Consider the following 13,228-nt stretch of genomic DNA (forward strand, 5'->3'; position numbering starts at 1 on the left):
TCAGCCCCACTTCATTTCGCCCTTTGCAACTTTTGCGCCGAGCTCCAGCGACGCGGTGTCAGCAAGGTTCGGGTAGAGCTTTGTCATGGCCCTGATCAGTGCTGCGCTATCCTTTGCACTGGCTGCTTCTCTATCGAAGGCAACGAGATAGTCGCGTGTGAACGTGATCGCATCAACGCCCTGCGGCGCGCCTTCGAGCTGGTGGCCGGGAATGACGATCTTCGGTTTGCGGGCGATCAGGTCATCAAGAGCCTTGATCCAGGCGGCGCGTTTCTCAGGTGTACCTTCGTCGGCAACCCATACATGAATGCCGGAAGAAACGAGAACGCCACCGAAGACCGCTCCGAGGGACGCAACCCAGAGATAGCGGCGGTCATGCATTGTCGAAACTTCAACAATCTCGATCGCATTGCCTTCGAGGTCGAGCGATGTCGCATCCGACGCTTCCGGAATCACCACGTCTGCCAGCGTCTGCGGACCGTTGCCCTTGAGCTGCGGTCCCCAGACGCCCAGCTTGGCTTCGACATTGGCCTTGATCGCTTCGACAGTGACCGGTTTTGCAATGACTTTTGCATCCGGAAATGCATCGGCGATCGGACGCAGGCCGAAATAGTAGTCGGGGTCGTTACAGCTTATGTAAATCGTTGTCAGGCGCTTATGGGTGGCCTTGATGGCATCAGCGACGGCTTTGCCATCGGAAAGGGTGAAGCCGCCGTCGATGAGGATCGCATCCTTTTCACCGGTCAAAAGCACCGGCGTGCGGCGAAAGCCGGCCTCGCTCGCCTGAAAGAACGTCCAGGAAAGGGGGCCGCCGGCGGCGCGCGCGAAGGCCACGGGCAGGGTTGTCGCTAAGCCAACGGCAGCGGCGAGTTTGAAGGTTTCGCGGCGCGTGATCATCGTGTGTCTCCTGACATTGAAGTGCTGAATTCCTTATCTCAAATCTTGTATGTGCAATAAATATCGGTCAATCGTACAAACTGTATGATCAGATGAGACAAACATGAGCGATCTTCTCAATCTCAACCGGTTGGTCTTCTTTACGTCCGTCATTGAGGCCGGCTCTTTTACGGCTGCTGCAGACCGTCTCGGTGTTGCCAAGGCGGTCGTCAGTCACCAGATCGCCCGGCTGGAAGAGGAGCTGGGTGTAACGCTGTTGATGCGCACGACGCGCCGCGTTCATGCGACGGACGACGGCAATATGTTCTACGACCGTTGCGTCCTCATTTTGCGGCAAGCGGAATCCGCCTACGGCGAAATATCGCTTCGCAACGCAGAGCCGTCCGGAACGCTGACACTGACGGCTCCGCTCGACTATGGAGCCGCAGTCGTGGCGCCCACGATCGCTGCCTATATGTCGGTTCATAGGCAGATGCGCGTCGATGTGGTCTTCGACGACAGTGTCAGCGATATGATTGCCGACCGGATCGATCTGGCCATCCGGGTCGGTTGGCTGGCAGATTCCAGTCATCAGGCGCGCCGGCTGGGCACGTTCGAGCAGATTGTCGTTGCAGCGCCGCCGGTTGCCGCCCGTGTCCCCAACGGTGCTGTTCCGGCCACATCCGCCGACCTGCCATGGATCGCGAATGGAGCCCTGAAGAACCCGCTGCGCTGGACGTTTTCCAGCGACCAGGCAGAAGCCGTTACAGTCGAAACAAGGCCGGTGATGACCACGGACAAGACGCCGGCGGCCTACGCCTGCATGCTGGCAGGCGCCGGGATTTCCATCTTTCCCGATTACCTGGTCGATGCCGACATCCGGTCTGGAAAGATCGTAAGGCTTTTTCCGGAATGGACGTTGCCGCAAGGCGGGATTTATGCCGTGTTACCACCCGCCCGGTTTCGTCCGGCGAAGGTCAGGACGTTCCTCGACCTGCTGGTTTCGGCCGAACGCAAGCGGAAACGGCAAAACGCTATCCTTCCTGGGACGTGACCCGACAGATTGCAAACCAGACGGGCCGTGAACACCGGTTGTTTCCCGCTGTAATGGCAAAAATTGGCCCCGGCTGGATGAACCAGTGACCTCTGCCTTCGGACGGCCGCACTCCAACCAACTGAACTACGGGTGCATCCGGCGCCTATTCCGGACAGGCAGCGGCGGCCTGATGCGTGCAGTCTGACCCCGCCTTGCGTCGTTCATTAGAAAAGTGCAAAATACGGAGGCTGGGGCATGGTTCACCTTGGAGGGGTGTCTCATGAACGATATGAGCCTCATGAATCTGCAGGCAGGAAAGACGATCGTAAGCGCGGCGGCCATTGAAGCCTTCGCGTGGCAGCAGCGCGGAGATGTGCTGGATGCCGGCGACGCGTCCTATGACGAAGTGCGCGCCATCTGGAACAGCATGATCGACCGAAAACCGGCGCTGATCGTGCGATGTGCCGGCGCTGGCGACGTTGTTCGAGCCGTGCGCTTTGCCCGCGACAACCGGTTGCTGGTCGCGGTGCGCGGCGGCGGGCACAACATTGCCGGCAATGCGGTCTGTGACGGTGGCCTGATGATCGATCTGTCGCCGATGACGTCCGTGCGGGTTGATGCTGCGGCAAAGCGTGCCTGGGTTGAGCCTGGAGCAACGCTGGCTGATGTCGATAGCGAAACCCAGTCCTTCGGACTTGCGGTGCCGACCGGGATCAATTCCACGACGGGCATTGCCGGACTGACGCTGGGTGGTGGTTTCGGCTGGATCACGCGCAAGTTCGGCCTGACCATCGACAGTCTCGTCTCCGCCGATGTGGTGACTGCGGACGGCAATCTGGTGCGTGCAAGTGCGACGGAAAACAGCGATCTGTTCTGGGCGCTACGGGGCGGTGGCGGCAATTTCGGTATCGTCACGGCGTTCGAATTCAAGCTGCACGAACTTGGCCCGCAGGTTACCGCCGGTCTCGTCGTCCATCCGTTCGCGGATGCGAAAACCGTGCTCGAACAATATCGCCAGGCACTTGAAACCGCGCCGGACGAGCTGACGTGCTGGGCCGTCATGCGGCAGGCGCCGCCGCTGCCATTTTTGCCCGAGGCGTGGCACGGCAAGGAAGTGCTGGTTCTGGCGATGTGTTATTGCGGTGATGCAGCATCGGCCGAAACGGCAACGGCCCGGTTGCGCGCGATCGGCACGCCGATCGCCGACGTCGTCGGTCCCAGTCCCTTTGCCGGCTGGCAGCAGGCATTCGATCCGTTGCTGACGCCCGGCGCCAGAAATTACTGGAAAAGCCACGATTTCATGGAGTTGTCCGATGCAACGATCACAATTCTGTTGGATGCCGTCCGCAGGCTGCCGGGACCGGAATGCGAAATCTTTATCGCCCATGTCGGTGGCGCTGCCGGCCGCATCGCAACCGATGCCACCGCCTTCCCGCGGCGAAACTCACATTTCGTCATGAATGTTCACGCCCGCTGGCGTGAACCGGCGATGGACGCGGCTTGCATTGGCTGGGCGCGCCAACTCTTCGAAGCAGCAAAGCCGTATTCTGTCGGAACTGCCTATATCAATTTCATGCCCGAAGACGAGGGTGATCGCGTCGAGGCGGCCTATGCCGGCAACTATCCGCGGCTCGGTGAGATCAAGCGGCGTTACGACCCGGACAATCTGTTCCGCATGAACCAGAATGTGAAGCCGGGAGGTGAGGTGGGTTAGGTCGAGGGATTTCGCCGCGAACAAGAAATGGTGCACCCGACTGGATTCGAACCAGTGACCCCTGCCTTCGGAGGGCAGTACTCTATCCAGCTGAGCTACGGGTGCATCCGCGACGCAAGGCGTCGAAGCAGGCTGAGCCCGGTTCATAGCCTAGGAAAGACGGCGCATCAATGGCCAATGCGCATCGCGCTTCGAATTTTGCGAAGAGGCCTCCGGTATCGATCCGCCCCGTCCTTGCTTGCGTAAAGAGCCCTGTGTTTGCGTCGAGACGCAGGGACTAAGGAGCGCGAGGAAGGCGGAATGGATTCTCTGCGACAGGCCTATAAGGCAACCATCATCGGTGCCAGCGGCGGCATTGGCCGTGCGCTTGCAGATCAGTTGGAAGCGAGCCCGAACTGCGCTGTGCTCGTTCGCCTGTCGCGAAAGGAGACCGGTTTCGATCTTGGCGACGAAGCGACGATCCAGCATGCGGCCACAGCGGTCAGAGACGCTCATGGCGATATGGATCTGGTGTTCGATGCCACGGGCGCGCTTCAGATCGACGGCATCGGCCCGGAAAAAAGCCTGCGGGCGATCGACCCGGCGGTGATGGCACGGCAGTTTGCGGTCAACGCGATCGGGCCGGCGCTGATCCTCAAGCATTTTACGCCTCTGATGCCGCGTGGCCGTCGCGCCGTTTTTGCAACGCTGTCTGCACGCGTCGGCTCGATTGGCGACAACCGGCTTGGCGGTTGGATATCCTACAGGGCTGCCAAGGCGGCGCTCAATCAGATCGTCAAGACGGCGTCGATCGAGATCGCCCGGACCCATCCGCATGCCGTCGTCGCCGCCCTGCATCCGGGTACCGTCGCAACCTTGCTCACCGCGCCTTTTCACCATGGCGAGGCGACTGCGCCGGAAGAAGCGGCACGGCAATTGATCGCCGTTCTCGATAGCCTGCAGGTTCCTTCCACGGGCGGATTTTTCGCCTATGACGGTCAGGCCATAGAATGGTGAAGGTTCGCCATCTGGTTTTCATTCTTGGTGATCAGCTTTCGGCCGCCATCAGCAGCCTTGATCAGGCCGATCCGGCTCTTGATGTCGTGCTGATGTGCGAGGTGATGGAGGAGGCGACCTATGTGCGCCATCACCCGAAAAAGATTGCCTTCATCTTCTCGGCAATGCGCCATTTTGCAGATGAACTGCGTCAGCGTGGGTTCACTGTCGACTATACCGTGCTGGATGCACCTGATAACGCCGGTTCCTTCAGCGGTGAACTTGAGCGTGCAATCAAGCGTTTTGACCCGGAGGCGGTGCGGATTACCGAGCCCGGCGAATGGCGGGTTCTTCAGATGATGGCGGCCTGGGCGGAGACGTTGCACTGTCCGGTGGACATCCTGCCGGACAAGCGGTTTGTCTGTTCGCGCAGCGAGTTTGTGGCCTGGGCCAAAAATCGCGCGCAGTTGCGAATGGAATATTTCTACCGTGACATGCGCCGCAAGACCGGCCTTTTGATGCGCGGAGAGGAGCCGGAGGGTGGGCGCTGGAATTTCGATGCGGAGAACCGCAAGCCCGCATCGCCCGACCTGTTTGCGCCCAAACGGCAAGGCGTGGTCCCGGACGCCATCACCAGAGAGGTCATCGATCTCGTCGGCCGCCGCTTCAAGGCCCATTTCGGTTCGCTGACAAATTTCGATTTCGCGGTGACTGCGGCCGATGCGAAAATCCTGTTGGACAGTTTTGTCACGCATCAACTGCCGACCTTCGGCGAACAGCAGGATGCGATGCTGTCATCCGATCCGTTCCTCAGCCATTCGCTGTTGTCCTTCTATATCAATGCCGGATTGCTTGATCCGCTCGATGCCTGCAAACGCGTCGAGGCCGCCTATCTCTCCGGCGATGTCCCGCTCAATTCCGCCGAAGGGTTCATCCGCCAGATCATCGGGTGGCGCGAATATATTCGCGGCGTCTACTGGCTGAAGATGCCGGACTATCGGGACGTCAATTTTCTTAAGGCCGAACGGGCGTTGCCGGACTTCTACTGGACGGGCGAGACGGACATGAACTGTGTGCACACCGTCGTCTCCGAGACCCGCGACAATGCCTATGCCCATCATATCCAGCGGCTGATGATCACCGGAAATTTCGCACTGCTTGCCGGCGTCCGGCCGCAAGCCGTCCATGAATGGTATCTCGAAGTCTATGCCGATGCCTATGAATGGGTTGAGCTACCCAACGTCATCGGTATGAGCCAGTTTGCCGATGGCGGGTTTCTTGGCTCCAAACCCTATGCCGCAGGTGGCAACTATATCCATCGAATGTCGGACTACTGCGGCACGTGCCGCTACGACGTGAAAAAGAAGACCGGCGAGGGGGCGTGCCCGTTCAACGCGCTGTATTGGGATTTTCTCGATCGCAACGTGGAGAAGCTGAAGCGTAACCAGAGGCTCGGTCCGGTCTATGCCACTTGGGGCAAAATGACCGAGGTGCAGAAGAACGCTTACCGGCAAAGTGCTGCCGCGTTTCTGGCAAAGCTGGATGGCGCTGTCCGGACGTATTGAGCTGTTGGTGTTCGGGGAGGAGGGTGTCCTCCCCGAAATGGCACGGATTGGTGCTACGCCGTCTGCATCGCACCGGGGCCGGGGATGGCCTTGGGCGGGACCTTGCCGAGGATGATCATGCCCAGAACCTCGTCCTTGGTGACGTCCTCGGTGCGGGCATGGCCGACGACCTGGCCGTTCTTCATTACCGAGACGCGGTCGGCGAGATCGAAGACGTCATGGATGTCGTGGCTGATCAGGAAGATGCCGATGCCCTCGCGCTTCAGCTGCTTGATCAGTTCGCCGACCTGCGCCGTTTCCTGCGGGCCGAGCGCTGCCGTCGGCTCGTCCATGATCAGGATGCGAGCGTCAAACAGGATCGCACGGGCGATGGCGACCGACTGGCGCTGGCCGCCCGAAAGCGCTTTTACCGGCTCCTTGAAGCGGCGGAAGTTGGGGTTGAGCCGCCCCATGACTTCGCGGGCCTTGGCTTCCATCGCCACGTCGTCGAGCGTGCCCCAGGGGGTGCGCAGTTCGCGGCCGAGATAGAGGTTGGCGGCGGCATCGACATTGTCGGCGACGGCGAGCGTCTGGTAGATCGTCTCGATGCCGTAACCCTTGGCGTCGCGCGGGTTACTGATCTGGACCGGTTCGCCGTTGATCAGGATTTCACCGGCGTCGCGCTTGTAGGCGCCGGACAAGATCTTGATCAGCGTCGACTTGCCGGCGCCGTTATGGCCAAGCAATGCGACGACTTCGCCCGGATAAAGATCGACCGAGGCATTGTCGACGGCGTGGATGCCGCCGAAGGAGATGGAAATGTTCTTCATTTCCACCAGCGGAGTGCGTTGTTCCGTCATTGTCGTACTCCTCTTACTTGGCTCGGCCGCGATAAACGGTATCCAGCCAGACGGCCATGACCAGCACGATGCCGATGACGATGCTTTGCAGCGGCGTGTCGATGCGCAACAGCACCATGCCCGACTGCAGCGACTGCATGACGATCGCACCGAGAACCGCGCCGGAGATCGTGCCCATGCCGCCGGCAAGCGAGGTGCCGCCGATGACCGCGGCGGCGATCGTGTAGAGTTCGTCGAGCGTGCCTTGCGCATTGGTGGCGGCGTTCAGGCGGGCGGTCGAGATGGCCGCGGCGATGGCACAGAGCGCGCCCATCAGCGCGAAGATGCGCACCGTCACCCAGCGGGTCTTGATGCCGGCAAGCTCTGCTGCTTCCGGGTTGCCGCCGATCGCAAAGACATAACGGCCGAAGCGCGTGCGGGTGGTGAGGAAGCTCATGGCGATGGCGATGCCAACGGCCATCAGCACTGGAATGGCGATGCCGAGCGGGATCTGCAGGCCACCTTCCGGCCAGGGGATATTGTGAGCCTCGGCATATTTCTTGGCGAGGTTGACCGGCATGTAATAGCTGTTGAGCACCCAGACGGCGATCATCACCGTGACGCAACCAACCAGCGAGAGGAAATATTCAGCCCACATCGGACGCAGCGGAAAGCCGAAGCGCTTGCGCTGCTTGCGAGAATTGATGATCGAGGCGACGATGATCAGGCAGGCGATGATGCCGACGACCCAGCTTGCCGTGGCACCGATCGATCCCTCTGCGCCACCGCCCATCAGGCGGAATGTGGTATCCATCGGGGCGACCGTTGCGCCGCTGATGACCAGGAAGGCCGCCGCGCGCCAGATCAGCAGGCCGCCGAGCGTGACGATGAAGGCGGGGACATTGAGAAAGGCGATGATGACGCCCTGAAATGCGCCGATGGCGGTTCCAAGCACGATGCCGACCGTCAGCGCGATGATCCAGGTGGCCGGATTGTCGAAACCGATCAGCGGCGGCAGGATTTTCGCCTGCGTAATCGCCATGATCATGCCGACGAAGCCGAGGATCGAGCCGACAGAGAGGTCGATATTGCGGGTGACGATCACCAGCACCATGCCTGTTGCCATGACCGAGACCGATGCAGCCTGGACCGTGAGGTTCCACAGGTTGCGTGGCGTCAGGAAAAGCCCGCCGGTGAAATATTGAAAGCCGAGCCAGATACACAGCAGGGCTGCGATCATCCCGAGAAGTCGGGTATCGATCTCGGTCGCCTGCAGGAAACGCTGCAAGGCTGTTCCCTGTGTCTGGCGCACGCTGCTGGAAGGCGTGGCAATGGTGGTGTTTGCCATTTCCGGATTACTCCCCCTTTATTCTTGTCTTTACAGCGCCGCGCGTCATGAATGACGCGCAAAGGTCGCTGTAACGCTTTAAATTTGCTGCATAATTTTTCCTTAAATCGATCCCGATTTAAGGAATTATGCAGTAAAGTACCGCACATCGGAGAAGCGCCGCAACGTGGTCGCTGCGGCGCTCGTGACGGGACTTTATCTGCCCATGGTCAGGATCGGATCAGTTGCAGACTGCAACGGTTCCGGCCTTCACGCCCTGGCAGGTTTCTTCCTTGGAAATCCAACCGGCGTCGATGACGACGTTGAGATTATCCTTGGTGATCGGCTGCGGCGCGATGAAGAACGACTGCATTTCGACGCCCTTCGGACCGCCGGCAAACTTGACCGTGCCTGGGATCGCATCCATGGCGGCGCCGCCAGCAAGAGCTACGGCGATTTCGCCGGCCTTCTTGCCAAGTTCGCGGCTATCCTTCCAGACGGATACCGTCTGGGTACCGAGCGCGACGCGGTTCAAGGCTGCCTTGTCGCCGTCCTGGCCCGAAACCGGAACCGAGCCTGCGAGGCCCTGGGCTTCGAGTGCTGCGACAACGCCGCCGGCCATGCCGTCGTTCGAGGAGACGACGCCATCGACCTTGTTGTCGTTGGCGGTTAGGAACTGCTCCATGTTCTTCTGGGCAGCTTCCGGCTTCCAGCCGTCCGTATAGGCTTCGCCGACATTCTTGATCTTGCCTGCGTCCATGGCGGCCTTGAGCACTTCCATCTGGCCGGAGAACAGGAAGTCTGCATTCGGGTCTGTCGATGCGCCCTTGATGAAGACGTAGTTGCCTTCCGGCTTGACCTTGAACACTTCGGCAGCCTGCATGCGGCCGACTTCCTTGTTGTCGAAGGTGATGTAGTAAGCGGCCGGATTTTCGATCAGGCGGTCGTAACCGACGACCGGAATACCTTCAGCGGCGGCCTTTTCGATGGCCGGGCCGATGGCTTCCGAATCCTGCGCCAGAACGATGATGGCGTTGGCGCCCTGTGCGATCAGGGATTCGATGTCGGTCAGCTGCTTTGCAGCCGATGCCTGGGCGTCAGCGGAGATGTACTTGTCGCCGGATGCTTCGAGCGCTGCCTTGATGGCGGCTTCGTCGGTCTTCCAGCGCTCTTCCTGGAAGTTCGACCAGGAAACGCCGACGACCAGATCCTTGGCCATGGCTGCGGTGTGCAGGGATACGATGATGGCAGCGCCTGCCATCAGTGTCAAAACTGATTTCATGAAGTCCTCCCAGAGTGGCCGCTGACCGTCCGCGCGAACCTCCCGCACGGCCCCCGGTCAGCAAATTTGCCTGCCGCAAACTCAAAAGAGTTTTTTCTCGACAGTCGAGAAAATAGATGTCAGAGTTTTCAGGGGCTGTCAACAATGCTTTGGGCAAGGCGGTTTGACATCGGGCAGATGCTTTGGGAGGAGCATGTGTTTGTGGAATTCGTGAATAACAGGGATGCGCAATGCTGAGCAAATCGAGCACCGAACTGGTGCGTCAGCAAAACAGCGCGCTCGTGCTTGCGACGTTGCGGCGCCTGGGGCCGCTCTCTCATACCGACATATCGGAACATACCGGGCTGGCATCCGCGACGGTTTCGGCGATCACTGCAGAACTGGAACGGGCAGGGGTGATCGAGAAGGCGGAACAGCAGGCGCCTTCGGGACGCGGACGGCCGCGCGTGCTGTTTGCGCAGCGGCGCGACAGCGGCTTTCTGATCGCCGTGCGGATCTCGTCGGATATCGTGCAGTATTCGCTGGTCGATTATTCCGGACGGTTGATCGACCGTTTCGAGGAGCCGCGCAATCACAAGGTCGTTGGAACGCAGCCATTCGCCGAGGGGTTCCTGGATGCGTTGGTCCGCCTCATTCACCGGTCGCAGATGGAGAAGACGCAAATCCTTGCCGTGTCGATTTCCAGCAAGGGTACTGTCGATGCGGATGGCAAGCGGCTGTTGTGGTCGCCTGTCTTTGGCGGGGAGCAGATCGATTTCGTTGCGCTGCTGCAGCCGGACTGGCGTGCCAAGGTCACCTTGAACAACGAGACCCTGCTGGTCGCACAGGCGCTGGGTATGAAGGCGGATGTGAGCGAAGCTGGTTCTTTTCGCGCGCTTGCCGCCTTGTCGCTCGGCCACAGCATCGGGCTGGGCGTTGCCCGCAAGGACCGGTTCGGCGAACTCGAGGTGACGGCTCCCAACTTCGGCCATATGCTGCATGCTGCCAATGGCTGTCTGTGCCGATGCGGCTCCTTCGGCTGTATCGAGGCATCGGCGGGGTTTTACGGCATTTTGCGCACGGCGTTCGAGGTGCCGCCCGATACGATCCCGGCCAAATTCGTGCCGCTGGCGGAAATGGACAAGATCGCCGCAAGCGCCCGCCAGGGGAATCGCATGGCGGGTTATGCTTTCAGGCAGGCGGGTATTGCGCTCGGCAACGGCCTCTCCCGGCTGCTCAGCCTTTACGATCGCATGCCGATCTTCATCACCGGACCGGGAACGCGTTATTTTGATCTTTTGCAGCGCGGTATCGATGAGGGGCTCGAGCAATCGCATGAGGTCCGTCTACAGGGCAAGCCGGAGATTTCGGTAATCTTCGATGAGCAGCGGCTGGTTTTTGAGGGTCATCTGGATCGGGCTTTGACCGATATGGATCATGATATCGCTGCCTTCCGGCCGGTTCCGCCGGTAGTCGATCAGGTTTGATATGAGAAAGGCCGGGAGAACCCGGCCTTTCGGCGTTCAACACGACGATCAGGCGTCGATGCGGATCTGACGTTTTTCCGTCACCGACTTCACAGCCGCATCGGCGAGGGCCAGCGCTGCAAGGCCATCGGCGCCGGAGGGCGTGATCTTCGTGCCCTTTTCGATCGCCGAAATGAAACCGGCGATTTCGTTGGCATAGGCTTCGGTGTAGCGGGTCATGAAGAAATCATGCAGCGGCGGGCGGGTATAACCATCGCCATTGGCGATCTCGATCGAGACGGCGCGCTGGTTTTCGGCAGAGACGACGCCCTTTGAGCCGTGCACTTCGATGCGCTGGTCGTAGCCATAGGTGGCGCGGCGCGAGTTGGAGATGATCGCCTGTTTGCCGGATGCGGTCTCCAGGATCACCGAGACGCTGTCATAATCGCCGGCCTTGCCGATGTCCGGATCGACCAGAACAGCGGCATGAGCCGTGACGATGACGGGCTCTTCACCGAGCAGGAAGCGGGCCATATCGAAATCATGGATGGTCATGTCGCGGAAAATGCCGCCGGAACGCTTGATATAGTCCACCGGCGGGGCGCCTGGATCGCGCGAAATGATCGTCACCATTTCGACATCGCCGATCTTGCCGTCGTCGATCGCCTTGCGCACAGCCATGAAATGCGGATCGAAGCGGCGGTTGAAGCCGACCATCAGCTTGCCCTTGGTCTCCTCGACGACCTTCATGCATTCGCGCACGCGGCCGACATCGAGATCGATCGGCTTTTCGCAGAAGATCGCCTTGCCGGCGCGGGCGAAACGCTCGATCAGGTCGGCATGGGTGTCGGTCGGGGTGCAGATGACGACGGCGTCGATATCCGCCGACTTTTCGATCTCTTCGATCGTGCGCACCGCGCAGCCGTACTGCTTGGCAATCGAGTCGGCAGCCTCTGGAAAGGCGTCGGCAACGGCGACGAGGATGGCATCGGGGTTGGCGCTGACGGCTTTTGCGTGGACCTTGCCGATACGGCCGGCACCAAGAAGACCAAATCTGACGGTCATGTTCATCTCTTTTTGACGAGCGGCAAAGCGCCGCGAAGGGACGGGGTGATGACGCTCACTCCGGACAGGCGTTGCGGAAGACAGGTCCGCGATGATGTACTCAAGATGGTTTCGGGCGTCTGCCGGCGCGTGTTGCGGGCAGACGCAATCTCTCTCCTGTTTCTGCCTTATGCCGATCAGCGTACCGTCTATCTCCTCCGGCACATTCGAAAATCGGAATAAAAACATAACAAACACAATTTTCAGAATATTTATTCTATTTGAGGTCGCGCCGTCAAGCTGTTAAACCGTCCGGCCCCTTGCGGCAAATGTCATTTTGGCCATAAAGCTGTGACCTTTGATGCGAGGCCCGCATGGCCGGGAAAATCCCCAAGGACAGTTTGCATGATAAAGCTCATCGATCCGGATCATCCGTTCTACAGGCCGCTTTGGGTTCGGCTTCTGATCGTAGCGCTGTGTTCTGCGTGGACTGCCGTTGAATTCTGGAATGGAGCAGAGACCTGGGGGATGATCTTCCTTGCGGTGTCTGCCTATACGGCCTGTGTGCTGATCATCTTCTTCAAGCCGAAGATCGAGGTTGCCGAAGAGATAAAGACCGACGATCCCGCCTGACCTGCCGGCCTGCTTAGATTGTCACCGCCGCTGCATCAGGCGTAGCCGCCGCTGCGCCTCGTCGATCAGCATGTTGGCGATCTTCATGCGCAACGTGGCATTGGCGCGGTAGTCTGGGTCATGGCGGTCCGGATGGTTTTCGGCGGCAAAGCGGCGGCGTTTGCCGGTCAGTGTCTGCAGGGTTTCGATCTCCGTCAGCGCCAGATCGGCGGCGATCTGCTCGGGAAGGATACGGGCAAGGTGCCCCGGCATGACGGGCTTGGGCACTGGTTTGGCGGGGGCAAGCATCTCGTCGCTGGCCGTGTCGAAATAGGCGCGCTGAACCGCGCCGCTGTCGGCAATGCCGGATGCAGCAAGATTGCCGACGAAACCGCCGTTGAGCCCGCGGATACTGGCGTGCGCCACCTGCTCTTCCGCAGATGCGCCTTCCCCGTCTTCCTCTGCCTTCAGCCGCTCCAGAACCGACTGGAATACCGACATTCCGAACATGTGTTTCGCCCCGTTTCGCCGGCT

Annotated in this window: 12 protein-coding genes and 1 tRNA gene; 6 read left to right on the forward strand and 7 right to left on the reverse strand. The window is 60.1% G+C overall.

From position 1 onward, the window contains the following. On the reverse strand, positions 1-897 hold the full coding sequence (locus ACP7E6_RS00710; protein WP_426226996.1) for an MBL fold metallo-hydrolase: 897 nt from the start codon (positions 895-897) through the stop codon (positions 1-3). A 103-nt stretch (positions 898-1,000) separates the two neighbouring features. On the opposite strand from ACP7E6_RS00710, the gene ACP7E6_RS00715 reads away from it, so the two are divergent. Continuing rightward, the gene (locus ACP7E6_RS00715; RefSeq protein WP_426226998.1) at positions 1,001-1,930 is read left to right on the forward strand and encodes a LysR family transcriptional regulator; all 930 of its coding nucleotides are present in this window, start codon (positions 1,001-1,003) and stop codon (positions 1,928-1,930) included. A 262-nt stretch (positions 1,931-2,192) separates the two neighbouring features. Further along, on the forward strand, positions 2,193-3,626 hold the full coding sequence (locus ACP7E6_RS00720; protein WP_426227000.1) for an FAD-binding oxidoreductase: 1,434 nt from the start codon (positions 2,193-2,195) through the stop codon (positions 3,624-3,626). Positions 3,627-3,654: 28 nt separating this feature from the next. Here ACP7E6_RS00720 and ACP7E6_RS00725 read toward each other — a convergent pair. Next, positions 3,655-3,731, reverse strand: a tRNA-Arg gene (locus tag ACP7E6_RS00725). A 195-nt stretch (positions 3,732-3,926) separates the two neighbouring features. On the opposite strand from ACP7E6_RS00725, the gene ACP7E6_RS00730 reads away from it, so the two are divergent. Beyond that, a complete protein-coding gene (locus ACP7E6_RS00730; RefSeq protein WP_426227001.1) occupies positions 3,927-4,622 on the forward strand; it encodes an SDR family NAD(P)-dependent oxidoreductase in 696 nt (231 codons plus the stop codon). After that, a complete protein-coding gene (locus ACP7E6_RS00735; RefSeq protein WP_426227003.1) occupies positions 4,616-6,166 on the forward strand; it encodes a cryptochrome/photolyase family protein in 1,551 nt (516 codons plus the stop codon). The genes ACP7E6_RS00730 and ACP7E6_RS00735 overlap by 7 nt, the downstream gene beginning before the upstream one ends. Positions 6,167-6,219: 53 nt before the next feature. Here ACP7E6_RS00735 and ACP7E6_RS00740 read toward each other — a convergent pair whose 3' ends face one another. The 3 genes from ACP7E6_RS00740 to xylF form a co-directional block, all read right to left on the reverse strand. Further along, complete coding sequence (locus ACP7E6_RS00740) at positions 6,220-7,005, reverse strand: ATP-binding cassette domain-containing protein (RefSeq protein WP_426227005.1); 786 nt, start codon at positions 7,003-7,005, stop codon at positions 6,220-6,222. 13 nt (positions 7,006-7,018) lie between these two features. After that, positions 7,019-8,332 (reverse strand): sugar ABC transporter permease, encoded by a 1,314-nt coding sequence (locus ACP7E6_RS00745; protein WP_426227007.1) that lies wholly within the window; start codon positions 8,330-8,332, stop codon positions 7,019-7,021. A gap of 220 nt (positions 8,333-8,552) precedes the next feature. Next, positions 8,553-9,593: a D-xylose ABC transporter substrate-binding protein gene (xylF, locus tag ACP7E6_RS00750; RefSeq protein ID WP_318410288.1), complete on the reverse strand. Its 1,041-nt coding sequence runs from the start codon at positions 9,591-9,593 to the stop codon at positions 8,553-8,555. A gap of 230 nt (positions 9,594-9,823) precedes the next feature. On the opposite strand from xylF, the gene ACP7E6_RS00755 reads away from it, so the two are divergent. Continuing rightward, the gene (locus ACP7E6_RS00755; RefSeq protein WP_426227010.1) at positions 9,824-11,059 is read left to right on the forward strand and encodes an ROK family protein; all 1,236 of its coding nucleotides are present in this window, start codon (positions 9,824-9,826) and stop codon (positions 11,057-11,059) included. A gap of 48 nt (positions 11,060-11,107) precedes the next feature. Here ACP7E6_RS00755 and iolG read toward each other — a convergent pair whose 3' ends face one another. Beyond that, positions 11,108-12,103, reverse strand: a complete 996-nt coding sequence (gene iolG, locus ACP7E6_RS00760; protein ID WP_426227012.1) for an inositol 2-dehydrogenase — start codon at positions 12,101-12,103, stop codon at positions 11,108-11,110. Positions 12,104-12,487: 384 nt separating this feature from the next. On the opposite strand from iolG, the gene ACP7E6_RS00765 reads away from it, so the two are divergent. After that, complete coding sequence (locus ACP7E6_RS00765; RefSeq protein ID WP_426227014.1) at positions 12,488-12,715, forward strand: hypothetical protein; 228 nt, start codon at positions 12,488-12,490, stop codon at positions 12,713-12,715. A 21-nt stretch (positions 12,716-12,736) separates the two neighbouring features. Here ACP7E6_RS00765 and ACP7E6_RS00770 read toward each other — a convergent pair whose 3' ends face one another. Beyond that, the gene (locus tag ACP7E6_RS00770; protein ID WP_426227015.1) at positions 12,737-13,204 is read right to left on the reverse strand and encodes a hypothetical protein; all 468 of its coding nucleotides are present in this window, start codon (positions 13,202-13,204) and stop codon (positions 12,737-12,739) included. Between the last annotated feature and the right edge of the window lie 24 nt (positions 13,205-13,228).

This window comes from Pararhizobium sp. DWP3-4 (assembly GCF_049898205.1).
Classification (GTDB): domain Bacteria; phylum Pseudomonadota; class Alphaproteobacteria; order Rhizobiales; family Rhizobiaceae; genus Pararhizobium.